The 25,800-nt window shown below is 61.8% G+C and carries 25 protein-coding genes; 8 read left to right on the forward strand and 17 right to left on the reverse strand.

Annotation, left to right across the window (positions count from 1 at the left end):
- Positions 1-27: 27 nt before the first annotated feature.
- The 4 genes from JJ959_RS15480 to JJ959_RS15495 form a co-directional block, all read right to left on the reverse strand.
- Positions 28-1,617, reverse strand: a complete 1,590-nt coding sequence (locus JJ959_RS15480) for a PAS domain S-box protein (protein WP_292885348.1) — start codon at positions 1,615-1,617, stop codon at positions 28-30.
- A 4-nt stretch (positions 1,618-1,621) separates the two neighbouring features.
- Complete coding sequence (locus JJ959_RS15485; protein ID WP_292885351.1) at positions 1,622-2,857, reverse strand: EAL domain-containing response regulator; 1,236 nt, start codon at positions 2,855-2,857, stop codon at positions 1,622-1,624.
- Between the two features lie 68 nt (positions 2,858-2,925).
- Positions 2,926-4,086: a methyl-accepting chemotaxis protein gene (locus JJ959_RS15490; protein ID WP_292885354.1), complete on the reverse strand. Its 1,161-nt coding sequence runs from the start codon at positions 4,084-4,086 to the stop codon at positions 2,926-2,928.
- An 18-nt stretch (positions 4,087-4,104) separates the two neighbouring features.
- A complete protein-coding gene (locus JJ959_RS15495) occupies positions 4,105-4,665 on the reverse strand; it encodes a PAS domain-containing protein (RefSeq protein ID WP_292885356.1) in 561 nt (186 codons plus the stop codon).
- A gap of 253 nt (positions 4,666-4,918) precedes the next feature.
- Here JJ959_RS15495 and JJ959_RS15500 point away from each other — a divergent pair, with 253 nt between their 5' ends.
- Entirely contained in the window at positions 4,919-5,656 is a 738-nt protein-coding gene (locus tag JJ959_RS15500) for a response regulator transcription factor (protein ID WP_292885359.1), read from the forward strand.
- 20 nt (positions 5,657-5,676) lie between these two features.
- Here the strand turns inward: JJ959_RS15500 and JJ959_RS15505 are convergent, their stop codons facing one another.
- The 7 genes from JJ959_RS15505 to JJ959_RS15535 all read right to left on the reverse strand — a co-directional run bounded on the left by JJ959_RS15505 (position 5,677) and on the right by JJ959_RS15535 (position 11,466).
- On the reverse strand, positions 5,677-5,847 hold the full coding sequence (locus JJ959_RS15505) for a hypothetical protein (RefSeq protein ID WP_292885361.1): 171 nt from the start codon (positions 5,845-5,847) through the stop codon (positions 5,677-5,679).
- Between the two features lie 89 nt (positions 5,848-5,936).
- Positions 5,937-7,442, reverse strand: coding sequence for an ATP-binding protein (locus JJ959_RS15510; protein WP_292885364.1), 1,506 nt, complete (start codon positions 7,440-7,442; stop codon positions 5,937-5,939).
- Positions 7,443-7,459: 17 nt separating this feature from the next.
- Positions 7,460-8,071, reverse strand: a complete 612-nt coding sequence (locus JJ959_RS15515) for a transporter substrate-binding domain-containing protein (protein WP_292885367.1) — start codon at positions 8,069-8,071, stop codon at positions 7,460-7,462.
- Positions 8,072-8,197: 126 nt separating this feature from the next.
- Positions 8,198-8,362 (reverse strand): FAD-binding protein, encoded by a 165-nt coding sequence (locus tag JJ959_RS15520; protein ID WP_292885370.1) that lies wholly within the window; start codon positions 8,360-8,362, stop codon positions 8,198-8,200.
- A 39-nt stretch (positions 8,363-8,401) separates the two neighbouring features.
- Positions 8,402-9,610: a CoA transferase gene (locus JJ959_RS15525; protein ID WP_292885373.1), complete on the reverse strand. Its 1,209-nt coding sequence runs from the start codon at positions 9,608-9,610 to the stop codon at positions 8,402-8,404.
- Complete coding sequence (locus tag JJ959_RS15530) at positions 9,607-10,509, reverse strand: TauD/TfdA family dioxygenase (RefSeq protein WP_292885375.1); 903 nt, start codon at positions 10,507-10,509, stop codon at positions 9,607-9,609. The genes JJ959_RS15525 and JJ959_RS15530 overlap by 4 nt, the downstream gene beginning before the upstream one ends.
- Before the next feature lie 66 nt (positions 10,510-10,575).
- Positions 10,576-11,466 (reverse strand): CoA ester lyase, encoded by an 891-nt coding sequence (locus JJ959_RS15535; protein WP_292885378.1) that lies wholly within the window; start codon positions 11,464-11,466, stop codon positions 10,576-10,578.
- 164 nt (positions 11,467-11,630) lie between these two features.
- Here JJ959_RS15535 and JJ959_RS15540 point away from each other — a divergent pair, with 164 nt between their 5' ends.
- Positions 11,631-12,533 carry a LysR family transcriptional regulator gene (locus tag JJ959_RS15540; RefSeq protein ID WP_292885381.1) on the forward strand — a complete coding sequence of 301 codons (903 nt, stop codon included), beginning with the start codon at positions 11,631-11,633 and terminating at the stop codon, positions 12,531-12,533.
- Between the two features lie 52 nt (positions 12,534-12,585).
- On the opposite strand, the gene JJ959_RS15545 is transcribed toward JJ959_RS15540, so the two are convergent.
- The 6 genes from JJ959_RS15545 to JJ959_RS15570 all read right to left on the reverse strand — a co-directional run bounded on the left by JJ959_RS15545 (position 12,586) and on the right by JJ959_RS15570 (position 19,004).
- A complete protein-coding gene (locus JJ959_RS15545) occupies positions 12,586-13,593 on the reverse strand; it encodes a DMT family transporter (protein ID WP_366817068.1) in 1,008 nt (335 codons plus the stop codon).
- Positions 13,594-13,797: 204 nt separating this feature from the next.
- A complete protein-coding gene (locus JJ959_RS15550; RefSeq protein WP_292885384.1) occupies positions 13,798-14,751 on the reverse strand; it encodes a D-2-hydroxyacid dehydrogenase family protein in 954 nt (317 codons plus the stop codon).
- Between the two features lie 39 nt (positions 14,752-14,790).
- Positions 14,791-15,753, reverse strand: coding sequence for a D-2-hydroxyacid dehydrogenase (locus tag JJ959_RS15555; RefSeq protein WP_292885387.1), 963 nt, complete (start codon positions 15,751-15,753; stop codon positions 14,791-14,793).
- Positions 15,754-15,769: 16 nt separating this feature from the next.
- Positions 15,770-16,846: an enolase C-terminal domain-like protein gene (locus tag JJ959_RS15560; RefSeq protein ID WP_292885434.1), complete on the reverse strand. Its 1,077-nt coding sequence runs from the start codon at positions 16,844-16,846 to the stop codon at positions 15,770-15,772.
- 80 nt (positions 16,847-16,926) lie between these two features.
- Positions 16,927-17,754 (reverse strand): enoyl-CoA hydratase, encoded by an 828-nt coding sequence (locus JJ959_RS15565; RefSeq protein ID WP_292885390.1) that lies wholly within the window; start codon positions 17,752-17,754, stop codon positions 16,927-16,929.
- A gap of 56 nt (positions 17,755-17,810) precedes the next feature.
- Positions 17,811-19,004, reverse strand: a complete 1,194-nt coding sequence (locus JJ959_RS15570; protein ID WP_292885393.1) for a CaiB/BaiF CoA-transferase family protein — start codon at positions 19,002-19,004, stop codon at positions 17,811-17,813.
- 121 nt (positions 19,005-19,125) lie between these two features.
- Here JJ959_RS15570 and JJ959_RS15575 point away from each other — a divergent pair, with 121 nt between their 5' ends.
- The 6 genes from JJ959_RS15575 to JJ959_RS15600 all read left to right on the forward strand — a co-directional run bounded on the left by JJ959_RS15575 (position 19,126) and on the right by JJ959_RS15600 (position 25,778).
- A complete protein-coding gene (locus JJ959_RS15575) occupies positions 19,126-19,821 on the forward strand; it encodes an FCD domain-containing protein (RefSeq protein WP_292885396.1) in 696 nt (231 codons plus the stop codon).
- Between the two features lie 143 nt (positions 19,822-19,964).
- Positions 19,965-20,951, forward strand: coding sequence for a tripartite tricarboxylate transporter substrate-binding protein (locus tag JJ959_RS15580; RefSeq protein ID WP_292885399.1), 987 nt, complete (start codon positions 19,965-19,967; stop codon positions 20,949-20,951).
- Positions 20,952-21,093: 142 nt separating this feature from the next.
- Positions 21,094-21,540 (forward strand): tripartite tricarboxylate transporter TctB family protein, encoded by a 447-nt coding sequence (locus JJ959_RS15585; protein WP_292885402.1) that lies wholly within the window; start codon positions 21,094-21,096, stop codon positions 21,538-21,540.
- A 62-nt stretch (positions 21,541-21,602) separates the two neighbouring features.
- The gene (locus tag JJ959_RS15590; protein ID WP_292885404.1) at positions 21,603-23,138 is read left to right on the forward strand and encodes a tripartite tricarboxylate transporter permease; all 1,536 of its coding nucleotides are present in this window, start codon (positions 21,603-21,605) and stop codon (positions 23,136-23,138) included.
- A gap of 230 nt (positions 23,139-23,368) precedes the next feature.
- Positions 23,369-24,655, forward strand: coding sequence for a flavin-dependent oxidoreductase (locus JJ959_RS15595; RefSeq protein ID WP_292885407.1), 1,287 nt, complete (start codon positions 23,369-23,371; stop codon positions 24,653-24,655).
- A 112-nt stretch (positions 24,656-24,767) separates the two neighbouring features.
- On the forward strand, positions 24,768-25,778 hold the full coding sequence (locus JJ959_RS15600; protein WP_292885410.1) for a hypothetical protein: 1,011 nt from the start codon (positions 24,768-24,770) through the stop codon (positions 25,776-25,778).
- Positions 25,779-25,800: the final 22 nt, after the last annotated feature.

Below are 25,800 nucleotides of genomic sequence, written 5' to 3' on the forward strand. Positions count from 1 at the left end.
CGGTTCGCCGGCGCACAGTCGGCGCGCTTATCGCTGCGTCCGGGGCCGGTCGTCCTGCTCGATTACTTTCATCAGGTCGTCCTTTCGGAAAGGCTTCCAGAGGATGCGGTCGAAACTCGAGGCCTGCCAGTTCCTGACCGACCGTCCGCGGATCGAGCCGGTGACGGCGATGATCTTCATGTCCGGATGAGACCGGCGGGCATATTCGGCGAGCTGGAACCCGTCGATCTCGCCGCTCATCTGAATGTCGGTGATCAGGAGGTCGTAGGATTTGCTGTCGGGGCCAAGTTCACTCATTGCCTGCCGCGCATCGCTCAGAACCGTTGTCTGATAGCCGGCCTTCGAGAGCACGCTCCCGGCGAAATTGCCGATGTCGGTTTCGTCGTCGACGATCAGGGCGCGCGCACCGGTCGCCAGAGGCAAGGAATCCCGCTTTTGCATTTCCCTGGGCTGAGGCCGGGGATTTGCTCTCGGTAGGAACAGTGCGATGGTCGTTCCCTTCATCACGGTCGACTCCACCGCGACGTAGCCTTGAGAACGGGTGACGAAGCCGAAGACGTTGGAAAGTCCGAGACCTGCTGCCTTCCTGTTCTGCTTTGTCGTGAAGAAAGGCTCGAAGATGCTTTCCCGTATATGGTCCGGAATGCCTGTTCCTCGGTCGTGAATGCTGATCTGGACATAGTCTCCAGCCGGAATCATCGCCTGTTCGGCCGAAATCGGAGTTTTCACCGTGGTGTTCTCCGCTTCGAGGAGAATCCGGCCGCCGGCCGGCATGGCTTCGATCGCGTTGTTGGCGAGCGAGACCAGGGCGCTCTCGAACTCCTCCCTGTTGACCTTGCAGGGCCAAAGGTTGTCCGGGAGTTCGATCGTCAGTTCGACCCGGGTCGCGTTGTTGCGCGGCAGCTGGGCGTCGAGATGGTCGACGATTTCGCTGACCTGGACGAAATCCTCGGAGGCGGACACCGGGCGGGAAAAGGACAGCAGCCGTTGCGTCAGGCTGGCGGCCCGGCTCGCCGTTCGCTCGATCACTTCCAGGGACTCGCGTGCCGGACGCGAGGTGAATTCCTCGGAGAGCAGGTCGAGATGGCCCATCATGATGCCGAGCAGGTTGTTGTATTCATGGGCGAGGCCGGTAGTGAGCTGGCCGAGGGAGTCCATCTTCTGCCGCTGCCGGAGCAGGCGCTCGGCGTTCACGCGCTCCGTGATGTCACGGAATATCCCGACATAGCGCCGGCTGGAGCCGGCGCCCAGCGGAGCGACGTTCACTTCGACCGGGAAAACCTCGCCGGATCGGCGCAATCCCTTGAGCGTGCGGTTGTGGTTGACGATCCGCGGCGTTTCGATCGACGAGCCGTGGACCATTCTGTCATGGTATTGCCTGTGTTCGGGGGGAAGCAGGATCGAGAAATTTTCCCCGATCAGATCCTCAGGCGCGAAGCCGAAGACCTCGCAGCCAGCGCGGTTGACGGCAAGGATACGGCTGTCGGTATCAAGTATGATCACGCCTTCCGTGGTGATCTCGAAAATGGCCCTGTAGTCCTCGTCCGCTAAGATCGGATCGTGCGGCCATGGCGCGAGCGCGGAAGATTTTGTCGTGTCATGCGGATGTGCAGTCATCTGATCATCCCGCTGCCAGACTGGCCAGGGGAGGTTCGTTCGTAGCCTCCTGGTGATTGCCGCTCGGCGCGGACCAGTCCTCCCACCAGTCGAGAATATTCGCTCCGTCCATGGGTTTCGCGATCCAGTATCCTTGGGCCGTATCGCAGCCAAGGTCGGCAAGTGCCTGCCAGGTTGCCTCGTCTTCGACCCCCTCTGCGACCGCGGTCATGCCGATCTCGTGCGCAAGCTTGATTGATGCGCTGACGACGGAGCGCAAATTGGAATCGAGCGCCATAGAGCCGACGAACGCCCGGTCGACCTTGAGTTCGGTGAAGGGCGCCTCGACAAGCTGGAGCATGGAGGAGTAACCGGTCCCGAAATCGTCGATCGAGAGGACGAACCCCTTGATCCGCAGCCGGGTCAGGATGTCGAGGGACGTGCGAAGATCATGCGCGACACTGGTTTCCGTAATCTCGATCGTGATTTGATGTGCGCGGAGGCCATACTCCGCGACCTGGCGCTCAAGTTTTTCCGGGAGTTCAAGATCCTGCAGCGTTCTTGCCGATACGTTTACGGACATCTCCGGGAAATGGCCGAGATCGGCCCAACGCCGGCATTGGGAGAGCGCTTCGTCGAAGACATACTCGGTGATCCTGTCTATCAGGCCGAATTCCTCGGCGAGGGGAATGAAATAGTCCGGCGAGATCGGCCCGTGGAGGGAATGTTGCCAGCGCAGCAGGGCCTCCACGCCGCACCAGGAACGGTCGTGGAGCCTGACCTGGGGTTGGAAAACAAGCCGGAATTCCTTCTCGGCAATCGCCTGTTCCAAGGCCGCGACATCAAGACTGCCGCGGGTCTTATGCGCGTATCTGGGTGTCGCCACGGCGTGGTTCGTCAGCGCTTCCTGAAGCTCCGATTTACGGAACGGCTTGCCGAGAGCGGCGATGACGTTGAGTCCGCTTTCGGCGGCCAGTTTTTCCGCCGAGGTCAGGATGGAGCGGTCCACGCCGCTCATCAGGATCAATTTGGCGCGCGACTTGTTCTCGGCAAGAAAGCGGATGATCTCGATACCGTCCATTTCCGGCATGAAGAGATCGAGCACGATGATGTCGACGCCGGAGGTATATTCCCGCGCGAAATCGCTTGCTGTTTCGGCCGCGGCAGCATCGAAACCGATACGCCGGGCGACGTTGGCGACAAAATCCGCCATTTCCCGTTCGTCATCGACGACGAGGAGCCGCTTTTTCTGAGTGGACATGATCTTCCTGAGTTTCAGTATCGGCCGCGCGCCCGCTTGCTCAGCGGACCCGCGGTTTGGCAATCTGGTCAAACGACTCTGTTGACCTCTTCGATGAACTCGCGCACCTCGTCGCTGAGATTGTTCGCCTGAACCGAGAGCTCGGTCGCCGCTCCAAGGACCTGGGTGGCCGCGCTGCCGGTTTCCGAAGCCCCCTGGGAGACGGCCTCGATATTCTCCGAGACTTCCGTGGTGCCGGCCGAGGCCTGTTCGACATTCATTGCGATTTCCCGGGTCGCCGTGCCCTGTTCCTCGACCGCGGCGGCGACGGCGGAGGAGATCTCGTTGATCTTCTGCACGGTGACGCCGACTTGGCGGATCTTCTCGACCGCGCCGAAGGTGGTGCTCTGGATTCCCTCGATCTTGCCGGCGATCTCGTCCGTCGCCTTCGTGGTCTGGCTGGCCAGGGTCTTGACCTCGTTGGCGACGACCGCGAACCCCTTGCCGGCTTCCCCGGCACGGGCGGCCTCGATGGTAGCATTGAGCGCGAGCAGGTTGGTCTGCGACGCGATGTCGTTGATCAGCTTGACCACGTCGCCGATCTCTTCGGTCGCACGTTTCAACTCGGAAATCTGCTCGTTGGCCGCGTCGGAGTCGGACGTAGCGGCCGAGGCGATCTCCGCCTGCTGGGCAACGAGACTGCTGATCTCCTGGATCGAGGCGGAGAGTTGCTCTGCGGCAGAAGCGACCGTCTGCACGTTGGTGGAGGCTTCCTGGGACGCGGCGGCGACGCTGGCGGCACGCTGCGTCGTCGCCGACGCGGTTCCGGTCATCGCCTGGGCCGCTGCCTCGAGTTCGGTCGCGGCCGCTGCCACGGCGTCGACCACATTCTTCATCTTCCGGTCGAACTCGCCGGCAACCGCCTTGAAGTTGGCGACGCGTTCCTCGATGGAGGCGGAGGCGTCGTTGATGGTGCCGCTCGCCTGGGCAAAGCTCCCCACCATGCCTTTCATTTGGATGCGGCGGAAGTATTTGTTCTTGCTGACATATTCAAGAGATGCCTTCGATTCCCGTACATAGGCGTCCGAGCGGTCGATCATCTCGTTGATCGCGTTCAGAAGCTCCGCATGCTCGGAGCGTTTGTTGATGCCGATGATACGGGCGGAGAAATCGCCGTGTGCAACGGCTTTGCAAACCTTGAGCGCCTTGCTCAAATCGTCCGAACTCGTGCGGATGAAACCGAAAAGCATTTTTCTACTCAACTTCCGTCAGGCTGCGGTCTTGAAATGGCTGTCACGACCATTGGTCAGGGCAGCGATGAATTGGTCATAGTCGACACCCTGCTGCTCAAGCAGCCCTGTCAACATCAGGTAGCCGGCTTGGAGGCCCGCCTTGCGGTCATGATGCCGCTCCTCCTCCGCGAGGATTTTCGCGTAGAGCGGCTTGATGGTTCCGTCGATGATCTGACGGTCCGGAACACGGCGGTTCGAGTGATAGCCGTCGATTTTGCCGTCGGCGTCGAAACTCGGCGTCACATGCGCCAGGACCCAGTAATGATCGCCGTTCTTGGTGCGGTTTACGACATAGGCGAAGATCTCATGGCCACTCTGGATGGTGTCCCAGAGAAGCTTGAAGACCGAACGCGGCATGTGCGGATGACGAATCATGGCGTGCGGTTGACCGAGGACTTCTTCCTCGGTGTAGTCTGCGATTTCGAGGAACACCCGGTTGGCATAGGTGATCCGGCCCTTCAGGTCGGTCTTGCTGACGATGATATCGTCCTCGTCGAAAAATCGCTCTTTTCCGGTGATTTGATTCGATTTGTTCATAGTTACTTTACCCTATTGCGTCACGAATGTGTCGGAGCCTGCGGGCCCCCGGAAGCAAGAGACCGGGGCGCTACTCGGATCGATCAACGAGGGTGACTATGATGGATACAAGTCACCCGGGTATGATCGAAGGGTGAAGAAATGTGTTGAATTGTAACCGGATGTAACTTTTTGATCGTGCGTCTGGAAATGGCCATTCTGAAGTATTGGGCCGTGACAGGTTTGCCGAGTCAGAGTTTTTGGAAGCAAATAGGTGAATTTGCCTGAGACAAGACAGATTCTCGTTGTCGATGACGATCCCGACATGCGGACAACCTTGCGTGCGATCTTCGAGAGAGAATCCTACCGCGTGGTTGATGTAGCCACCGGGACGGAGATGCATGAAGAGCTTTCACGTGGGCGGACCGACCTCGTGGTCCTGGACCTGATGCTGGATTACGAGAATGGGCTTTCGCTCGCGAAGGAAATCCGTGAGGTATCCGATATCCCGATCATGATCGTGACGGGCAAGGACGACGTGATCGAGAAGATCGTAGGGCTGGAGATTGGCGCGGACGACTACGTGACCAAGCCGTTCCACCCACGCGAGCTGACGGCTCGGGTCCGCAGCCTTCTGCGTCGTTGCGTTAAGGAGGAGGAGGACCTCGCGAACGATTCTGCGAGCGCCGGCAGCAGCATCGCGAAGTTTGACGGCTGGTCCTTCAACCTTGATAGCGGCGAACTCCTTAGTAACTCCGGTGAAAGCGTCGTACTGACCTCGCTGGAAGCGAAGTTCCTCGAGATCTTTGTGAAGAATTCCGGCCAGAACCTGACCCGCGATAGGATCATGACCCTGGTGTCTGACCGTGACTGGAACCCGTTTGACCGGAGCATCGACGTCACGATCGCGAAACTCCGAAAGAAGCTCGGCGACGACGTTAAGAACCCACACTACATCCGGACGCAGCGGGGTATTGGCTACCGCTTCATCGCCCGGACAATTTGGAATTGAGGTAGGGAGAAGCAAATACCTCATTTAATGGAAAAAGTTTTTTTCGATCCTGCTTTTCGACCCGCCATCGAATTCTGTCCTTGGACAAGGTGAATTCGATCCTCGTTCTTGAACCATTCGCCGGGAAGGCGCTTGGATAACTGTTCGCCATCTTTGGTGGGGATACCGTCGTAACGCTCGGAGACGGCCATTCACCGCCTCTTCGCCGCTTGACGCCGACAAGACTCGGTAGCCTAGGTCTCTAAGATGAGCACAAGCAAGGTCGACGAGGTCCGCCTCATCATCCACGACGAGTACGGTCTCCGATCCGCGGGGGGAGTTCTTCTACGCCTGAAATCGGCATCATGCCAGAGCTGGCTCCGGTAGCTCGTGGAAGGTAGATATTGAACGTCACGCCGCGGTCTTCTTCCGAATTGATACTCATCAGGCCGCCAGAGCGCTGGACAAAGCCGTAGACCATCGTCAGTCCAAGTCCGGTGCCTCCGGTCTTAGATTTCGTGGTGAAGAACGGCTCGAGGATCCGGTCCTGCAGGTCCTTGGGAATCCCGGTCCCGGTGTCCGTGACGGATAGCAGAACGAAATCTCCGGTCCTCGCCTGCGGGTGCAGCCTGACATACTCTTCGTCAAGGACCCTATTGCTCGTCTCGAACAACAGGACTCCGCCTCTCGGCATCGCATCGAAGGCATTAAGTGCCAGATTGATCATGGAATCCTGCATATCGCCGCGATTGACAGTAACCGGCCATAGATCGTCGGCAAGATTTTGGCGGATGTCATAGGTCGCCGTCAGCGCTCGGGGCAACAGCTGCATCACATCACGGACAATGTCATTGACCGACAGATCCTCGACGCTGGTCTGGCCCCGGCGCGCAAAGGAAAGCAGCTTCCGTGTCAGATCAGCACCGCGATCGATCGCCCGATTTGCAATATCGACATGCTTCAGAGCCGCCTGGTCGTCAAAGTAGAATTTCTGGAGCAGATCGAAGTTTCCCTTGATGATAGCGAGCAGGTTGTTGAAATCGTGGGCAATGCTCCCCGCCAGCTGACCGATCGCTTCCATCTTCTGCACACGGCGCAATTGACTCTCGAATTCGGCGCGTTCCGAGAGGGTTCGGTTTATGTTGCCGATCAGCTCACCAAACTCGTCATCGGCGTGGTTTGGCGGAACCCTGAGTGGCTTCGGGATCCCGCTGGTGTCCGAAAGCGCGGCGAAATTGCGGCTAAGCCTGATGAGCGGCGTACCGATGAACCAGTTGAATGCAAACAGCGAGGCGAGCGCCAGGATGATATTTCGGGCCACTTCGAAAGTGAGGATATTGATGGCACGGAACAGAATTTCTTCGCCGAGCAGCTGCCGGTCGATGGTCAGGGTTAGAATGCCGACATTCTGGTCGAGAAACCTGGATTTCAGCGCAACCGTGAAAGAATCCATATCTGAGTAAATGTACCGGTAGATAGGGTGGACCTCCGTTACCCCGTTCTGGCGCAAGGTTTCCGCGAGAACGTCTCCCCGGTCATCCAGAATCGTGACGGACAATATCGAAGGGAACGCCATCGCGCCGGAGAGAATCTCTGTGGCGGACTGCTCGCTCATTTCGTACGCAGCCTGGGAAGCCAGCGGCGTAAGCGCCTCGATCAGCATGTTGATCGAGGTGGATTGCTGCTCTTTCTGGTGAATGACGTCGAGCACGATCTGGAAAAGACCAAAGATCAGGCCGATCCCTATGGACAGGGACAGGATAATTTTGGTCAACTTTGCGCTAATATACGAAGTTTTCTTACTCAACTGACTGGGTCCTCGATCTAGCGCTGGGCCAACGGCAGCCCGTATCGGTCAGCTATCGCCCGGAATTCGGATGTCGAGCGCAGCGTTCTGATGGCCGCGTCAGCCTGGTTTAGGAAGAGACGGGTTCCAAGACCCGGATGACAGACGAACCTGATGTCGCTTGCTCTCATTATATAGGGAGAAACGACTATGGCATCCGGATCAAAAGCCAGCGCCGCGATCGTGGCATAGATATCGAGCTCCCAGGCGGTGATCGCGTCGAGGCGGCCGCGATATAGCATCTCGACTTTCGTCGTCTGCGACGACAGCGGCACGATGACGGCTGAAACCGACTCGAGTTCCGGGATAATGCTGGACCCGTTGAGTATACCGACGGTTCGACCGTTCAGATCCTCTAGGCCCTCGGTGCCTACCTTGCCCTTTAGCGTATAAACCCGTTGCGTGCTCGTCAGGACATTCAGGCTTTGAAGAAGTCCTTCAGACCTCACCCCAAATTTATGCAGTAACGGCAGATCGAGCGCCCAAATGCAGTCGGCACGGCCCTCATCGAAATCTCTAAGCGCACGTCTCAGTGGATCGATTTGGAAAGCGAAATTAGTACCCGAGAGTTTGAGGATGGTCTCCGCCAAGTCTTAATAAAACTCATAACCTGAAGGTCGCAGATTCAAATCCTGCCCCCGCAACCAGCATTATCAAGGCCTTAGCGCAAAACTCGCTAAGGCCTTTTCCATGTCCGGAAGCAGGGTGGAAGACCTTCAGCTAGATCCAACGCTGTGCCGGCGAGCCAGATGGATCGCCGCCAGGTAGCCGAAGACGAGCGCCGGGCCGAGGGTGATACCGGGGCCGGGATAGCAGCCGGCCATGACCGAGTTCAGGTCGTTGCCGCAGGCATAGAGGCCCGGAACCGGGCGGCCGTCCATGTCCAGGGGATCCGTGATTTTTCGGCAATGTCCAGCCGATCAAACAACACCTTCATCTTTCAGAATCCGCAGTTCGGCGACGGAAAGCCCCATTTCGCTGCAGAATACATCCTCGTTGTGCTGTCCTTTTCGCGCCCCCGCATGACGAATGCTTCCGGGCGTCGCCGACATGTAAGGGAAGGCGTTGGTCATACGGACCGTACCGAGATCTTCATCCTCGACCTCGACGATATCGCCGCGTGCCTGATAGTGCGGGTCTTCGAAGATCTGGTCGATGGTGTAGGCCGGCCCGATGGCGGCCTCGACCCTTTCGAACTCGTTCAGCACCGTATCGAGGTCGTGCCCGGCGATCCAGGACGCGACAATTCCATCCACTTCGTCGATATGCTCGACACGGCCTTGCGGCGTCTGGAAGCGCGGGTCTTCGGCGATCTCCGGCCCGCCGCATAGCGTCAGCACCCGTTTGACGATATTGGGGGCGTTGGTGGAAACCGCGACCCAGTGGCCGTCCCTGGTCTGGTAGGTATTGCGCGGCGCGTTGTTCTTGGAGCGATTTCCGTAACGTCGCTGCACGACACCAAGTTGGTCGAACTGTAGCGGCTGGGGGCCCATGACCTGGAACAGCGGCTCGTAGATCGAGAGGTCAATGTATTGCCCCTCTCCGGTCTGATGCGCGTCGCGGTGATAGAGCGCGAACATCGCGGCGAAGGTGCCGTATGCGGCTGCGATCCCATCGGCGAGACCGAAGTTCGGCAACGTGGGCGGGCCGTCCGGCGTCCCGGTGAGCGCGGCAAAACCGGAAAATGCTTCGGCGATGGTGCCGAAGCCCGGCCGGTTCTTGTAGGGACCGGTCTGCCCGTAGCCAGTCACCCGTACCATGACGAGGCGTGGATTGATTGCCTTCAGATCCTCCCAGCCGAGCCCCCATTTCTCCATCGTGCCGGTGCGGAAGTTCTCGATAAGGACGTCCGTTGTCTCGATCATCTTCCTGAACAGGATCTGGCCCTTCTCGGACCCGAGGTTGAGGGTCACGCAGCGCTTGTTACGGTTCGCCATCTTGAACCAGAGGCCGACCCCCGCCTTTTGATGTCCCGTCGCGCGCAGCACGTCGCCGCGCGGGTGCTCGACCTTGATCACGTCGGCGCCGAAGTCTCCCATGATCATACCGATGGTCGGCCCGGCAATGACCGTCGCGGCATCGATGACGCGCAGGCCCTGAAGCGGGCCGGCTCCCTGGCCGTCGGTCATTCCGCGGCGCCTCGCGCCAAATCTGGTTCCGGAACCGCGAAGTCGTCGGGGCGCAGGAAGATCGTGGTGCGCCGGGCGAAGCGCGGCTTTGTGGCGTCGAACTGCTCGCGGCGGTGCCAGACGCGGGCATTGTCCCACATCACCACATCGCCGTTGCGCCAGTTGTGGCTGTAAATGAGTTCGTCCTGCTGCAACATGAACTGATAGACGGTGTCGATCAGTTCCTTGCTCTCTTGCTCGCTTACGCCCTCAATGCGGAGCGTCTTGTTCGGATCGAGGTAGAATGACTTCTGGCCCGTCGCCGGGTTCTCGAGGACGATGTCGTGCGTCGCCGGCGGCGTCTTCTCGTTGATCTTCTTCATGGCCTCAGGGTCCTTGCCGAGATCGCGCTGGGTTGTCGATTCCGCCTTGAGGCCGTATTTCGCCGTCGCGCGACGGCCTTCCAGCTGCTTGCGGAGGTTGTCCGGCATGCGCTCCAGTCCGAGACTGGTGTTGCAGAACGATGTCTGGCCTTCACCCTCGGGCATCTCGACGGCGTAGAACACGGAACCGCTGGCCGGGCGCTGGCGGTAGATCTGGTCATGGTGCCAATAGATCTCCTGCGTGCCGAGACCGCCGAGCGGCGTACCGTCTGGGCGCCTCAGCGCCGTGATGTAGATAATCTCCGGATGCTGCGGTGAAATCATGTCGTCGCGCACCAGGATGTCCAACTCGCCGAAGCGCTTGGAGTACTCGACCTGCTGGCGCTCGCTGAAGCTCTGTCGCCGGAACAGCAGCACCGGGTCCTGTTGCCAGAGCTTGTAGATTTCATCGAACGTCGCATCGTCGAGATCGGAAAGGTCGACGTCGAGCACTTCCTGGCCGAAGGTGTCCGTGAGAGGGCGTGTCTTGAGCGGCATAGGCGTTTCCTTGTTATCGCTGGAGATGAGAGGCATGAATGGTCGCGTGGGGGCGCTGAAGGAGCGTCACGCCGTCTTGGCCCTGATCGCTTCATACCGGCGGATCAGTTTCTGAGCGCGAAGCGCCACCGGCACGTCGATCATCATGCCGTCGACCTTGATGGCGCCGACGGCGCTTTTTGTCGCCTCGTCGTAAGCGGCGACGATGGCGCGTGCTTTCTCGACGTCCACTTCGGTCGGGGTGAATTCCTCGTTGAGGATCGGCACGCCGGAGGGATGGATGACGGACGCTGCCTCGAACCCGAATTTGCGCGAGCGGCGCACAGTGGCGCGGAAGGCCCGGGTATCCGAATAATCGGCGACGGTGCCCATGAAGCCCATCGCCATGATGCCCGCAGCCTTGGCGGCAAAGACCAGGGTCTGCTTTGGCAGCGCCAGTGTTTCCGTATCGGGGACCATGCCGACGTCGAGGGCGAAATCCTCACCGCCCAGATTGACGCCGACATTGCGGCGGCTGGCACGGGCAATGTCCTGCGCCAGGAAATAGGCAGCGGCGCTTTCGATCATCGGGATCAGCCGGACTGAGCCCTCGGGGCGCCCCGCCTCGCGCTCGACCTCGCCGACCAGTTCGTCGACGAGTTTCAGGTGCTGCGGGCTATCGACCTTGGTCACGAACAGTGCCTTGGCACCGGCGCGCACCGCAGCCTCGACGTCCTTCACCATATGCCGGAGGGGGCGGTTGATGCGGACCGTCGCATCGGCGCCCGATTGGGTCACCGAGGTCACGGCATCGGCAAGCATGTCGCGTGCGGTCTGACGCTGGTCCTCGGGGACGCTGTCTTCCAGATCCAGGATCAGCGCGTCGGCCCCGCGCGTATGCGCTCTGGAGATGAATTTCTCGTTGTTGGCCGGCACGTACAGAAGTGAGCGCCAAACGATGTCGGTATGGATGGTCATCCGTGCTTCCTCAATTCGGCGGGTCGGCCCGGATCGAGCGCTTGTACCCCGGCCGCGCCGTATTCTGGAAATGACATTTCCCGAATGCTCCCGCAGCCCACGGAGCAACATTAGCGAGATTATTATTGAGAAAAAATGCAGATGATTATATCGATTGATCAATAATGATGATTAATCTTTCGCCCGCCGACCTCGACGCCTTTATCTCCGTGGCAGAAACGGGAAGTTTCCGTCAGAGCGCGGAACAATTGCGGGTATCTCAACCCACCGTCTCGTCACGCATCCGCCACCTTGAAGATATTCTGATGGTGAAGCTTTTTCACCGCACCACCCGGCGCGTCGTCATCACCGAAGCCGGAGAACGGCTGCGCGCCCGTGTCGAGCGAATGGTGCTGGAGACCCGGGCGTTGCTCACCGAGTTCCGCGAGGAAGCGCAATTGCAACGCGGCCGTCTGACCGTCGGCGCGTCGCCGTCGGTCGCGTCGAGCTACCTTCCTGCCGTCATCGGCGACTACCGCCGCCGCTGGCCCGATATCGAGATCGCCCTGATCGATGACTTCTATGGCCAGGCCCTGGACCGCTTGCAGAACGGTCAGGTCGACCTTGTTGTCGCACCTCTCGCCTCCGGCGCCGAGGCGTATATCTGCGAGCCGCTTCTGGACGACGTGTTCAAACTGGCGGTCCCGGACCATCACCGGCTCGCCTCACGTGACGAGGTAGCGCTGGCCGACTTCGCTGACGAGCCGCAGATCACCATGCCCCCGGAATCGGCGGCCTGGGCGACGCTGCGTTCGGCCTTCGCCAAGGCGGGCCAGGACCTGACGCCCGCCTACATGACGCGCTTTTCGCTGACCCTGGTGTCCATGGTCCGCGAAGGATTGGGCGTCGGTCTGGTTTCGGGGCTGCTGTCGCGCACATTGGACATGCGGGGCGTCACCTTGCTGCCGGTCGCGGACGCCGATCTGACGCGGCATATCGGTATCGTGCGGGCCCGGGATCGGGCTCCTAACCCTGCTTCTGATGCCTTCCGAGAGCTGCTGTTCAAGCACGCCAAGACGCTTCAATAGTCCTCAGATTAGAGACCGGGAGGCGCGAAGCGGTTCCGCCAGGCTACTTCGATCAGCCTGCACGGTTGTGGCGATCGTTATCCGACGTTTTCTCGGAGACCGGCGGTTCCTGCGCGGACTCCGCGATTGATCCCCCTGGCACGGTTGGTGGGACATCGCGGACTCGCTCGCGGTACCAGACATAGAGTCCGGCGCCAACCAGCACGGCCGCGCCTGCGAGCGTTGCGGCATCCGGCACCGAGTTGAAGACAAGCAGCCCGATGAGGGTCGCCCAGACCATCGTACTGTAGGAGAACGGCGCCAGCATGGAGGCCCTAGCCTGCATGAAGGCACGGATCGTCAGGTACTGCCCTGTCGCATGGCAGGCGCCGATTGCGGCAAGCAGACCGGCTTGAGCGGGAGGTGGCGTCTCCCAATCGGCAACGCCAAGGGGGAAGATAACGACAAAGCCGCTCACAGTTGACCAGATGAGGATGGTGAGCGGACTCTCCCGACCGCGCATGGCCCGCGTGATGATCAGGCCGACCGCCCAGCACAAGCTGGAGACCAGCGGGATCAACATTGCCGCCTGGAACTCCCCGGTCCCGGGCCGCAGGATAATCAGCACGCCGCCGAACCCGACGACGACCGCCACCCATCGCCGGAGACCGACTTTCTCACCAAGGAATGGGATGGACAGGGCGGTGACGTAGAGCGGCGACACGAAACCGATGGCTGTGGCGGTCTCCAGCGGCAGGGAACGCATGGCGTAGACGAACAGCGTGGCGGACGCGATCAGCATCATACCCCTGAGGATATGGAGGACTGGGCGCGTCGTGCGGTAGGGGCGGGCGCCCCAGTGCCTGACCAATGCCGGAACCAGAAGCGCCATGACCATGGCATAGCGGAGCAGGATGATCCGCTCCGGTGGCATGCCTTGCTGCGCCAGGATTTTCGCCATGCCATCCATGACAGTGAACACGAACATCGCCCCAAGCAGCATGGCGATGGCCAGAGATGGCCGATCCGGGCTGTCATCGGTCGTCGTCGGGTTCGAAGAGTTCGCGCCGGCGGTAGTCATGACGGGAATCCCTCGCAGGGTCGGCCCCGACGCGAGATCGGTTCTTGAGGCCGGCAAATCTAGCGCAGATCCGCAGCAGACGTAATCCCTGTATGTGGCCCCATTCACCGCTGTCGAATCCCGGTGGATTTTTCAATCCAGAGCTTGGAAATACGGACTTCGTAAATGTAAAAAACCCGGTTCGTTCTGCCGGTCACGCCACTTCTACGCAATAACCCGGACCGGCGCGCCTTCCAGCCAGGCGAGGACGGCTTCGAGGCTCTGCCGGTAGCGCAGGGCGAAATTGTCGGTCGTCCGGCCGCCGATATGCGCGGTCGCGAGCACATTGTCGAGACGGCGGTAGACATGGTCCGCCGGCAAGGGCTCGGTATCGAACACGTCGAAACCGGCGCCTGCGATTTTTCCGGAGGCGAGGGCCTCGATCATGGCCGCCTCATCGACGATCTCGCCACGTGCCGTGTTGACGAGGAAGGCTGTCGGCTTCATCAGCGACAGCTCGCGCGCTCCGACCGCTCCCACGGAGCGTTCTCCGAGCCGGAGGTGGACCGAGAGCACGTCAGAACGGGAAAACAACTCGTCCTTGCCCGCCGCCAGCGTGACGCCGATCTCCTCGCACCGGGTGCGGGTGAGATTCTCGCTCCACGCGATGACCTCCATGTCGAGGGCGAGACCGACCCTGGCAACGCCGGCGCCGAGTTCTCCCAGACCGAGAATGCCCAGCGTCTTCCCGGTCAGGCCCATCGGCAAGCCGGCCCCCCAGCCTCCGCTCCGGATGGTGTGCGCTTCCTGGTAAAGGTTCTTGTGGAGCCCGAGGATCAGGGCCCAGGTCGTTTCCACGGTCGCGTTCGTGAAGCCAAGCTCCGTGCCGCTTACTGTGACGCCATGTGCTTTAAGGGCCTGGAGATCGAGCGCCTTGTTGTTGAGGCCGTGGGTCACCAGCAGCTTCAGGTTGGGCAGTTGCGCGACAATATCCGCGGAGAACCTTGTTTCCTCGCGGGCCGTGAGGACGATCTCGAAAGGCAGCAACCGCCGGACGGTTTCCTCGGGATCGCCGAGCCTGTCGGTGAAGACCGTTGCCTCGATCTCGTCGGGCAGTTGGCTCCAGTCCGCGGCCGTCTGCGAAATCGCCTGATAGTCGTTGATGATTGCGAGCCGCATCATTGCCTCATGAAATCAACATTGTGTAACCGGTCCCGGTCAGCTCCGGCCGATCTCCACGACATTCTTCAGGTCCCGGCCTTCCAGAAAGCGCGTGAGATTCTCGGAGAACAGTTCCGCGAAACGGAGTCCGGCCGGGCCGCCTGTGCCGGCGACATGCGGCGAGAGGATGAGGTTGGGCAGCTGCCAGAGCGCATCGCCCGCCGGCAGAGGTTCCTCCCCGAACACGTCGAGACAGGCGCCGGCGATGGACCTGGAACGCAATGCGTCAACCAGCGCGCCATGATCGACGGTCGATCCGCGCCCGACATTCAGGAGAATCGCGCCCGGCTTCATTGCCGCCAGCCGGTCCGCGCCGATCAGGCTGTCGGTGCCGGGTGTCGCCGGCAATGCGCAGGCGACGAAATCGGCCTCGGGCAGCCATCTGTCCAAGCCTGCAATCGAGGCGACGATATCGGCCGCACCGTCCCCCTCGCCGGAGCTGTTGAGCGCCACGACATGCATGTCGAAGGCCTTTGCCTTGCGGGCGATCTCCTTGCCGATCGATCCGTATCCGAGAACCAGCAGGGTCTGGCCCTCCAGGGAGGAGATTTCGGAGCGGAGGTCGTCGCGGGCCCAATGCGCTGCGCTCCGGTAGCGTTCCATCTGCGGCAGGGCGTGAACGAATCCGAGCATGAGCGCCATGGCGTGTTCTGCGACGGTCCGGCCTTTCAGGCCCGCGGCATTGGTGAGGGTAATGCCTGCCGGGACGCCGCCTTTCTCGAACTTGTCGGTGCCGATGGACGAGGACTGGATCCAGCGCAGCTTAGGGGCCTTCGCGTTCACCGCGGCGGCAACCTCGCCGGCATAGTAGGGGCCGGCGACGACGAAGGCGTCGGCATCGGCAAGTTCCTTCACCGCGTCCGCCGTGGAGCTTGCCGTCACGAACTGCACGCCCTCGAACCGGGGCGCGAGAGCGGTCAGCGCCGGACCTTCCCATTGCAGGTAATGTACGAGCTTCATCTCCGGGTCCTCGCGGTCATAGATTTTCCTGCATAAGCCTGATGAAATTGGCTTTCCCCTCGAAGCCGAGACCGGGGGTCTCCGGCAGGCCGACGAGCCCGTTCTCGACCTTGAGGCCGTCGGTGAAGCCGCCCATCGGCTGATGGGTATAGGGATAGTTTTCGGTTCCGCCGAGGCCAAGGCCTGCTGTGATGTGGAGGGACAGTAGGTGCCCGCCATGCGGATAGAGGCTGCTGCGTGACCAGCCGAACTCTTCCATCACGGCGATGGTCCGGATGTATTCGCAGATGCCGTAGCTCAAGGCGCAATCGAATTGCAGCAGGTCGCGGTCGGGACGCAGGCCGCCATAGCGCAGCAGGTTCTTTGCGTCCCAGGTCGAAAGGAGGCACTCGCCGGTCGCCAGCGACCCGTCATAGGTCTCCGCGATTTCCGCCTGAAGATGATAGTCGAGAGGATATCCCGGCTCCTCGAACCAGCGGAGGCCGTATTCCTGGAGTGCCTTGCCGCATTCGAGCGCCTGCTCGAGGCTGTAATTGCCGTTGGCGTCGACCGCGAGCTGGCCGGCAGGCAGGACCTCGAGCACCGCCTCGATGCGTTTGCGGTCCTCGGCGAGCGGCGCGCCGGCGATCTTCATCTTGATCGTCGTGAAGCCGTCGTCCAGATAGCGGCGGATCTCGTCCTGCAGTTCGGCGTGTGTCTTGCCGTAATAGCCGCCGCCGACATAGACGGGAATCCGCTCCGGCACGGTGCCGTTGCCGTAGCGCGTCGCGAGGAAATGGCAGAGCGGCTCGTCGGCGATCTTCGCCGCCGCGTCCCAGATCGCCATGTCGAGGGTGGCGACGGCGATGGCCCGGTCGCCGTGCCCGCCGGGTTTCTCGTTCCGCATCATGCAATCCCAGGCCTTGAACGGATCCAGATTGTCGCCTGCATCGTTCAGCAGGCTCTCCGGATCCGCTGCGAGCAGACGGGGGATCAGCCGCTCCCGGCAGATCGCATTCTGGCTGTAGCGGCCAGTCCCGCTGAAGCCGTAGCCGACGACCGGTTTGCCGTTCCGTATGACGTCCGTCACTACCGCGACGAAGCCGGTCGTCATGCCGCTGAAATCCATGATCGCGTTCGAGCGCTTCTCGCCCGTGCCGGCGGAAAACTCCCGGATCTCGACGATGCGCACGCTTACTTGCCCTTGAAGACCGGCGACCGCTTGGTGAGGAAGGCATCCATGCCCTCGCGGAAATCCTCGCTCATGTAGCACATCAGCATCATGTCCTTGCCGCCGCCCGGCGGGAGCTCGGTGCGCAGGCGCCGCAGCGTCACTTTCGCCGCCAGCAGCGTGAGCGGGGCGTAGGTCGCGACCTCGCGGGCGATTTCCTCGGCGCGCGGCAGGACGTCTTCTGGAGCGTCGACCACTTCGCTGATGAAGCCGTATTCAAGCGCCTTCGGGGCCTCGATCATCTTGGCGAGAAAGATCAGTTCCTTGGCCCGCGCGCTGCCGATCAGGTCGGCGAGGCGGGCGAAGTTCATCATCGAGAGGCAATTGCCGAGGGTGCGGGCGATGGGGAAGCCGAACTTCGAGGAGCGCGCGGCGATCCGAAGGTCGCAGCAGGCGGCGATGCCTGCGCCGCCGCCGGCGCAGGCGCCGCGGATCGCGGCGATCGTCGGGACCTTGCAGCGTTCGAGCGCGCCGAGCACGCGGTCGATCCGGGCCTCGTAGCCGAGGGCGTCCTCTTCCTTGTCGAAGACGCGGAACTGCGACATGTCGGTGCCCGCCGCGAAGGCCTTGTCGCCGGCGCCGGTCAGGACGAGGGCGCGGATGTCGCGCTTCTCGCTGACCTCGACGCAGATCTGGGCCATGCGCTCGTACATCTCGAACGTCATGGAATTGCGCTTTTCCGGGCGGTTGAAGGTCAGGAAGCCGATGCCGTCCCGGACTTCGTAGAGAATATCGTCGCCGGCGCCTGCCGCGAGATCGGCGTCGATGATGGTTTCGGGCGTGTCTGACATAAGCGAAACTCCGCTATCGTTCGGTTGTTGTCTGATGTTCGGCGGGGCAGGCGTATCTAGACCACGCCACCGGTCCTGAGCTCGGCGATCTCTTCGGAACTGTAGCCGAATTCCCGCAGGATCTCGTCCGAATGTTCGCCGCGCTCCGGCGGCGCCAGCTTCATGGAGCTGGGTGTCGCGCTGAGGGTAACGGGCTGCCCCACGAGCGTGATGTCGCCGAGCGATTTCGATGTCACGGATTGCGCCAGTCCGAGATGTTTGACCTGCGGGTCGGCGAAAACCTTGTCGATGCTGTTGATTGGGCCGGATGGCACGCCGTCTTCGTTGAACTTCGCGATCCAGGTGTCGCTGGTTTCCCTGCGCAGCGCCGCGTTGATCTCTTCGCCGAGCGCGTCGCGGTTCTGCGAGCGGAGCGCCGACGTCTTGTAGTCCGGGTGTTCGATCAACCGTTCCTCGCCTATCGAACGGCAGAACCGTTCCCAGATCACTTGTCCGGTAACGGCGATGTTGATGTGGCCGTCCTTCGTCTCGTAGACGCCGGTCGGGATCGAGGTCGGGTGGTTGTTCCCCGCCTGCTTCGGAACCTCGCCATCCATGAGCCAACGGGTGGCCTGAAAATCGAGCATGCCGATCTGCGCCTGGAGGAGCGAGGTCTGAACCCACTGTCCTTTCCCGGTTTCCTCGCGCGCCAGGAGGGCGACCATGATGCCGAGCGCGCAATAGAGGCCGGCCGAAAGATCGGCGATCGGAATGCCGACCCGCATGGGACCCTGGCCGGGCGTGCCGGTGATGGACATCAGGCCGCCCATGCCCTGCGCGATCTGGTCGAATCCCGGCCGTTTCTCGTAGGGGCCGTCCTGACCGAAGCCCGAAATCGAGCCGTAGACCAGCCCCGGATTGATCGCCTTCAGACTTTCGTAATCGATCCCGAGCCGGGTCTTCACGTCCGGCCGGAAATTCTCGACCAGAACATCCGCCTTTTCGACGAGGCGCTTCAGGACGGCGATTCCCTCCGGGGATTTCAGGTTCAGCGTCAGGGCCCGCTTGTTGCGGTGCAGGTTCTGGAAGTCGGAGCCGTTCCTGGGGCCGCCGGGACCTTCGGCCGCGTCGAGCGCTTCCGGCATCTCGATCTTGATGACGTTCGCCCCCCAGTCGGCAAGCTGCCGGACGCAGGTCGGTCCGGACCTGACGCGGGTCAGGTCGATAACGGTAAAGCGCGACAGCGCGGCCGAGGCGGGCTGAAAGGGCATGGGGCTTCCTCCGAGTTTTTCGCGAGGCTCGCTCAGAGATCAAATACTGTCAACAATCTCCAATCGGCAAAAAACATATTAATGTTGACAATCGATCCGGTTGCCGACTGAAATCGGCCTCATGAGCGAAGACGTGCAAGACGCGATAGCCCTCAGACGCGCTGAATCCCTGACCGCCATCGTCCAGCGGGAGCTGGAGCGCATGATCGTCAGCGGCGAGCTGCGTGCCGGGCAGAGGCTTAACGAACTGGCGCTGGCGCAGCGCTTCGGTGTCAGCCGCGGTCCTGTCCGGGAGGCGATGCGCGCGCTAGAGCACGCTCAGCTGGTCTCCACGAGGATCAACCAGGGTTTCTTCGTTCGCGAAGTATCGGAAGCGGAAACGTCAGAGATTTATGATGTGCGCGCCGTCGTCTACGGCTTCATCTGCAAGAGGCTCGCCGAGATCATCGAGCCCGACGAGATCGCGGTTCTCGAGGATAGTGTTGAGCGCATGGATGCCGCGATCAAGACGAAAGACCCGGCGGAATACTATCGCCTGAATCTGAAATTCCATGACGACAGCATAGAATTCGCACGCCACGGCCGCGCGCAACAAACCTACCGGTCTCTGATCAACGAGACCCACCTGACCCGTCAGCGTTCTCTCGTCACGCCGGAACACATGCAGGAGTCCAACAACGAACACAGAGCGTTGATCGTGGCTTTTCGGGCTCGTGACGAGGCCGAGGCCCGGCGCCTCGGCGAGCAGCATGCCCTGGCCGGGCGCCGGCGCTGGCAGGCCGTCAATGGCGAAGAGGATATGCCCTCGGAAAGGTGATGAAACATTTCTTCCGCTGCCGGGAAACCGGTCCGGCGGCTGAACAACAATAAAGAATGCCTCAAGGCACGGGAACAAAGGGAAATGGCGTCAGGCCCGGATGGGCATGGGGCCGACAAGAAACGCTAGAGGAGGAACTTCGGATGAGACTTGGAACATCACTTCGGCAGGCGGTCCGTGGCGCGGCGCTGGCCTGCGCCGTTTCGGTTGCAGCACTGACTGCGGCTCCCGCCATGGCGGAATATCCGAGCGCGAGCGAGCGCCTTGACTGGACGATCGCGTTCGGTCCCGGCGGCGGCAACGACATCATGGCGCGCACCATCATTTCCATCCTGGAGAAGTACAAGCTCTATCCGGGGGAAATCGTTGCGCAGAACCGTTCCGGCGGGAGCGGCGCGGTCGGCTGGGGCCATCTCTTCAACCAGAAAGGCAACCCTTACGGCATCTCGACGACCTCGGGCAGCTTCCTGACGACGCCGCTGAAAGCCAATACGCCGTGGGGCCCGTCCTCGTTCACCCCCGTCGCGCTGCTCGCCGCTGACGACCTCATCCTCGTCGTCAACAAGGACTCTCCGATCAAGACCTTCGAGGACTGGGTCGAAAGCTCGAAGAAGACGGCGCCGGCGCTCGGCGGCATGGGAGCCGTCAACGTCGATTTCATCGTCCCGACGCTGCTCGCCGAAAAGGCGGGCTACGAGTTCGAGTATGTCGCCTTCAACAAACAGGGAGAACTGACGACCGCTCTCCTCTCCGGCGCGCTCGACGCCATGGTCGTGAATACCGGCGAAGTCTCCGGCCTGATCGAAGCGGGTGACATCCGTCCGATCGCGTTCACCGGTTCCCAGACGCCCGACTGGCTGAAGGGCGTCCCGACCCTGGCCGAGAAGGGCTACGATTTCGGCATTTCCGCACCGCGCGGGGTCGTTCTGCCGCCGGACGTACCGAAAGAGGCGCAGGACTGGTGGATCAAGACCATGAAGGAAGTGATCAACAAGCCGGAATGGCAGGAATACATCAAGAAGCATGACCTGACGCCGACCGTGCTTTGGGGCGACGAATTCACCAAGTTCCTGGAAACCAACCAGGAGACCTTTGGTCGCGTGCTGAAAGCCAAAGGCGTCATCCAATAAGGCGCATGACGCTCAGCAGATCCACCGGGCCCTGATCCGGTGGATCTGCCTGCATGCCTTCTCAAGTCAATCGGATCCGGAAAGCCAAGCAGGTACCGGGCCGGTTTTTTGCTGAATTTCCGTCAGTGCGGGCAGACCCTTCATGAGAACCGTATTTGCCGTAGCGCTGCTGCTGCTCGCCGTTTTCTACACGGCGATGGCTTTTGCAGATTTCAACTTCCTGAGCCCGCGCGGTCGTATCGCGCCCGGCTTCTTTCCGCAGATCATCGGCTCCTTGCTGGTCTTCTTCACCCTGTCGACTGTGATCATCGAGTTTCGCAGGCGGCAAACGGAGCCTGGGATTCTGCCGGACTGGGGCGTGACGCTGAGTGTCAACGCGCTGGTCGGCGTTTTCATCGTCGCGAGCCATTTTCTCGGAGCGCTGCCCGGCATGATCATCTTCATGCTGCTGACGCTGTCGCTCCTCAATCGCGGCAAGCACATGGTCAACCTGCTGCTCGGGGTGGCGCTTCCCGTCCTCATGTTCGTGTCGTTCCGGTTCTGGCTCAACGCCGCGATGCCGCCGGGAATGATCGGACTTCCGTACTGAGCCTGCATTTCGCCGACCGTTAGCCAACAAAGCCGCAAAGAAAGAGACGCCAGGTAGCCACGATGGAACTCTTCGACCACCTCTTGCTCGGCCTCTCCGTCGCGATCACGCCGATCAACATCGTTTATCTTCTCGCTGGCGCCATGATCGGGATGATCGTCGGGATCATTCCGGGCTTCGGGCCCGCGGCTGGATTGTCGATCCTGTTGCCGCTGACCTTCGGCATGGATCCGATCGGCGCGATCATGATGCTCGCCGCCATCTATTACGGCGCGATGTACGGCGGCACGATCACATCCATTCTCCTGAATACGCCGGGCGAGTCCGCGGTCGTCGCCTCGACCTTCGATGGCTATCCGCTGGCCCAGCAGGGGCGCGCGGGACCGGCGCTTGTCATGCAGGCGGTGGCGTCGTTCTTCGGCGGCACCGTCGGGGTCATCCTGATCACCGTTCTGGCCGCGGTTTTCGCCCTGGTGACCCGGAGCTTCGGGCCGCCGGAATTCTTCATGCTGGTGATGATGGGCATGGTCACGCTGGTCGTCCTGATCGGCGACAACTGGCGGTACGGAGCGGTTTCGGCGCTCATCGGCTTCGCGCTCGGCACCGTCGGCGTCGATCTGGAGACGGGCCTGCAGCGCTTCACCTTCGGTTCGGCGGAGCTGATCGGCGGCATCGAGTTCATCCCGATCGCCATCGGCCTGTTTGGTCTCGGAGAGCTCTATTACGCCTTCTACCAGGGCCTGCACCGAGCGGGCTCCGGCGGCATCATCCAGTATCAGAACGAGAAGGAGTTCTGGCCCAACGCCCAGGACTGGATCGTCTCCAAGTTGGCGCTTGTCCGCGGCTCGATCCTCGGTTTCTGCGTCGGCCTGATGCCGGGCGCGGGTGCCACCGTTGCGTCGTTGATGGCCTATTCCATCGAAAAGTCCTCCTCCAAGACGCCCGAGCGCTTCGGCAAGGGCGCGATGGAGGGGCTGGTGGCGCCCGAAGCGGCCAACAATGCCGCGTCGGCCGGTGCGATGGTGCCGCTGTTGACGCTCGGTATCCCGGGGTCGGCCTCGACCGCCGTGCTGCTGGCGGCCTTCGTGCTGTGGGGCGTGAAGCCGGGGCCGCTGCTGATGGAGCAGAACCCGGAGCTTGCCTGGGGGCTCGTTGCCAGCATGTATCTGGGGAACATGGCCCTGCTCGCGATCAATATCTTCGCAATCCCCGTCTTCGTCATGATGCTGAAGGTGCCCTACCGGCTCCTTGCGCCAGCGGTCATCCTAGTCTGCACGATGGGCACGTTCAGCGTGCACGGCAGCATCATCGAGGTCTGGCTGATGTTCGCGGCGGGCATCGTCGGTTTCTTCATGAAGCTCTATGGCTATTCGCCCGCGGCGACCGTTCTGGCACTTGTACTCGGTCCGCTTGCCGAGGAGACCTTGCGCCAGACCCTGATCATCTCGCGCGGCTCGCCGCTCATCTTCGTCGAGCGCGGCACGTCGCTGATCATCCTGCTCATCACGCTCGGCGTGGTGGCATTCGGGATCTACATGAGCCACAGCAGGAAGGCGGAGAAGATGAAAGCGAATGCCGTCGACACGAGTTCCGAATAGGCTCCGTTGCTGATCTCGAAATCAACGGCCTATGAATGCCGGCGTGAGCTGCTCCTGTCGTTTGGATAACGGGCATTGGCAGCTGCTCCGGCGGACGGGGCGGCGCGGCCCTGACCGGGCCATCTGCTTTTGACGCGTGCGGGCTGAAAACTTCTATGCTCTGGCTTTCCGGAGTCCCGTTGGCTAAGAACGCGGGGCAAGAGCGCTAACTCGACCGGAACGACCGACAGATGACAACACCACCTGTATTGATTGCCGGGGGCGGCATCGGCGGACTGTGTGCGGCGCTGACTCTCCACCAGATCGGTGTGTCATTCATCGTGTTCGAGGCCGTTGAGGAGTTGCGGCCGCTCGGTGTCGGGATCAACCTGCAGCCGAACGCGGTGCGCGAGCTCTATGACATGGAGATCGGGGCGGACGATCTCGATACAGTCGGCGTACCGGCGCGGGAATGGGCGCTGGTCGGGCTCAATGGCAATGACATCTACGCGGAACCGCGCGGAGAGTACGCCGGCTACAAGTGGCCGCAATACGCGGCCCATCGGGGGCTGTTTCACATGCTCCTGCTCGATAAGCTGCGGCAACGGTCGGGCGAAGAGACGATCCGGCTCGGTCATCGTGTCACCGGATACGAGAACAATGCCGACGGGACAGTGAGTGCGCTGATCGAGCGTGCCGACCGGACGACGGACCGCGTGACCGGATCGCTCCTGATCGGCGCCGACGGCATCCACTCGGCCATCCGGGCTCAGATGCATCCGGACCAGCCGCCGATCAACTGGGGCGGCGCCATCATGTGGCGCGGCACGACCCTTGCGAAACCGATCCGGACCGGGTCGTCTTTCGTCGGGCTCGGCACGCATCGTCAGCGGATGGTGATCTACCCGATTTCCCATCCGGATCCGGCCAGCGGCCTCGCGACGATCAACTGGATCGCCGAGGTAACCGTCGACAATTCCCGGGGATGGCAAGACAGCGGCTGGTTCAAACCGGTCGGGATCGACGCATTCATCCATCACTTCGAAGGCTGGACCTACGACTGGCTGGATGTGCCCGCGCTGCTGCGCGGCGCGGATATCGCCTACGAAAACCCGATGATCGACCGGGACCCTATCCCCACCTGGGTCGACGGCAATGTGGTGCTGATGGGAGATGCGGCCCATCCGATGTATCCGACGGGCTCGAACGGGGCGAGCCAGGCCATTGTGGATGCGCGTGTCCTCGGGGCCGCGATGATCAAGCACGGTGTCACCGGGGCTGCCTTGCGCGCCTTCGATCGCCAGCTTTGCGAGCCGGTCTCCCAGGTCGTCCTGCGCAACCGCGGCGCCGGTCCTTTCGGGTTGCTGAACATGGTCGACGAACGGTGCGGCGGCACGTTCGACGATATCGACGACGTCATCCCGCAGGCGGAACGGGCCGCTTTCATGGCCGGTTATCAGTCTGCTGCTGGCTTCGCCATCGAAAAGCTGAACGGCGCGCCATCCACCATCGAGCCGGGGGCCAGAGCTCAGGTCTGACGGCCTGGCCGCCGGTTGCGAGACACCGCCCCCCTGATCGACGTTGACGCCGGTGCGGCACACGGCGTCTTCTTAGAGAAAACAAGATCAGGACCGCACGGGGGGAAAGCGCATGTCTTGGCCGATCCAGCATTTTCATTACGTTCCGGGCTCTTCCAGCATCATCGAGATGATGCCGGGCGCGCTGAAGGCGATGACCCAGTGCGCCGGGGTAAAGCCTGGCGAGAACGTCGTCATCGCCTGCGACACCAACAAGCTGCGCCTCGCCGAGGTACTCGCAGCGGCGGCCTATGCGGTTGGCGGCATTCCGACGATCACCATGTTTCCGCCGACCGGCGCGCACGGCGCCCAGGTGCCGGATCCGGTGGTCGGCGCCTGCGCCCGCGCCGACGTCTTCTTCCTGCCGACGAGCTGGTCGATGACCCATACGGACGCGCGGATCGCCGCCTCCGAGAACGGTGCGCGCGGCGCGACCATGTGCGAGGTGACCGAGGATTGTCTCTGTGCGGGCGGCATCCTCGGTGATTTCGAAGCCGCGGATGCGCTGGCGCGGAAGATCGGTGCGGTGCTGGAGAAGAGTGATACGATCCGCATGACCTCACCCGGTGGAACGGACCTGACCGGCAAGGTGACGAAACGGCCGATCCAGTACGAGACAGGCCTGTTCCGCAATCCGGGCGAGTTCGGGGCGCTGCCGAACAGCGAGCTGAACATCTCTCCGATCGAGGGAACGACCGAGGGGGTCATCGTCGGCAATGTCAGGCTGATGGGCTTCGGCATTCTGCGCGAGGAGCCGATCACCATCGAGGTGAAGGGCGGGGAAGTGACCAAGGCCTGGGGCGGGGCGGCGGCTGACTATCTCAACGCGACGCTCGCGTCCTTCAACGACCGTTCGGCTTACAATCTTGCCGAGTTCGCGGTCGGCCTCAATCCGAAGGCGCGGTCCTATGCCACCAATCTCGAGGATCTCGGCAAGCTCGGGTTCGGTCATCACGGGATCGGCAGCAATTACGCGATCGGCGGCAATGTGAAGGCGCCCTGCCATATCGACGTGATCTATACCGATGCGACGCTGGAACTCGACGGCAGGACCGTGCTCGAGCGGGGCGCTCTCCGGGTGTGACCGGGACAGGCCCATTGGCCGC

The organism is Nisaea sp., assembly GCF_017640745.1.
Classification (GTDB): domain Bacteria; phylum Pseudomonadota; class Alphaproteobacteria; order Thalassobaculales; family Thalassobaculaceae; genus Nisaea.

Excerpts from the sequence above, each read along its gene's own strand:
- JJ959_RS15480 (WP_292885348.1), bottom strand. The coding sequence starts at position 1,617 with ATGACTGCACATCCGCATGACACGACAAAATCTTCCGCGCTCGCGCCA.
- JJ959_RS15485 (WP_292885351.1), bottom strand. The coding sequence starts at position 2,857 with ATGTCCACTCAGAAAAAGCGGCTCCTCGTCGTCGATGACGAACGGGAA.
- JJ959_RS15490 (WP_292885354.1), bottom strand. The coding sequence starts at position 4,086 with ATGCTTTTCGGTTTCATCCGCACGAGTTCGGACGATTTGAGCAAGGCG.
- JJ959_RS15495 (WP_292885356.1), bottom strand. The coding sequence starts at position 4,665 with ATGAACAAATCGAATCAAATCACCGGAAAAGAGCGATTTTTCGACGAG.
- JJ959_RS15505 (WP_292885361.1), bottom strand. The coding sequence starts at position 5,847 with ATGGCCGTCTCCGAGCGTTACGACGGTATCCCCACCAAAGATGGCGAA.
- JJ959_RS15520 (WP_292885370.1), bottom strand. The coding sequence starts at position 8,362 with ATGGACGGCCGCCCGGTTCCGGGCCTCTATGCCTGCGGCAACGACCTG.
- JJ959_RS15525 (WP_292885373.1), bottom strand. The coding sequence starts at position 9,610 with ATGACCGACGGCCAGGGAGCCGGCCCGCTTCAGGGCCTGCGCGTCATC.
- JJ959_RS15530 (WP_292885375.1), bottom strand. The coding sequence starts at position 10,509 with ATGCCGCTCAAGACACGCCCTCTCACGGACACCTTCGGCCAGGAAGTG.
- JJ959_RS15535 (WP_292885378.1), bottom strand. The coding sequence starts at position 11,466 with ATGACCATCCATACCGACATCGTTTGGCGCTCACTTCTGTACGTGCCG.
- JJ959_RS15540 (WP_292885381.1), top strand. The coding sequence starts at position 11,631 with ATGATGATTAATCTTTCGCCCGCCGACCTCGACGCCTTTATCTCCGTG.
- JJ959_RS15545 (WP_366817068.1), bottom strand. The coding sequence starts at position 13,593 with ATGACTACCGCCGGCGCGAACTCTTCGAACCCGACGACGACCGATGAC.
- JJ959_RS15550 (WP_292885384.1), bottom strand. The coding sequence starts at position 14,751 with ATGCGGCTCGCAATCATCAACGACTATCAGGCGATTTCGCAGACGGCC.
- JJ959_RS15555 (WP_292885387.1), bottom strand. The coding sequence starts at position 15,753 with ATGAAGCTCGTACATTACCTGCAATGGGAAGGTCCGGCGCTGACCGCT.
- JJ959_RS15560 (WP_292885434.1), bottom strand. The coding sequence starts at position 16,846 with ATGACGACCGGCTTCGTCGCGGTAGTGACGGACGTCATACGGAACGGC.
- JJ959_RS15565 (WP_292885390.1), bottom strand. The coding sequence starts at position 17,754 with ATGTCAGACACGCCCGAAACCATCATCGACGCCGATCTCGCGGCAGGC.
- JJ959_RS15570 (WP_292885393.1), bottom strand. The coding sequence starts at position 19,004 with ATGCCCTTTCAGCCCGCCTCGGCCGCGCTGTCGCGCTTTACCGTTATC.
- JJ959_RS15575 (WP_292885396.1), top strand. The coding sequence starts at position 19,126 with ATGAGCGAAGACGTGCAAGACGCGATAGCCCTCAGACGCGCTGAATCC.
- JJ959_RS15580 (WP_292885399.1), top strand. The coding sequence starts at position 19,965 with ATGAGACTTGGAACATCACTTCGGCAGGCGGTCCGTGGCGCGGCGCTG.
- JJ959_RS15585 (WP_292885402.1), top strand. The coding sequence starts at position 21,094 with ATGAGAACCGTATTTGCCGTAGCGCTGCTGCTGCTCGCCGTTTTCTAC.
- JJ959_RS15590 (WP_292885404.1), top strand. The coding sequence starts at position 21,603 with ATGGAACTCTTCGACCACCTCTTGCTCGGCCTCTCCGTCGCGATCACG.
- JJ959_RS15595 (WP_292885407.1), top strand. The coding sequence starts at position 23,369 with ATGACAACACCACCTGTATTGATTGCCGGGGGCGGCATCGGCGGACTG.
- JJ959_RS15600 (WP_292885410.1), top strand. The coding sequence starts at position 24,768 with ATGTCTTGGCCGATCCAGCATTTTCATTACGTTCCGGGCTCTTCCAGC.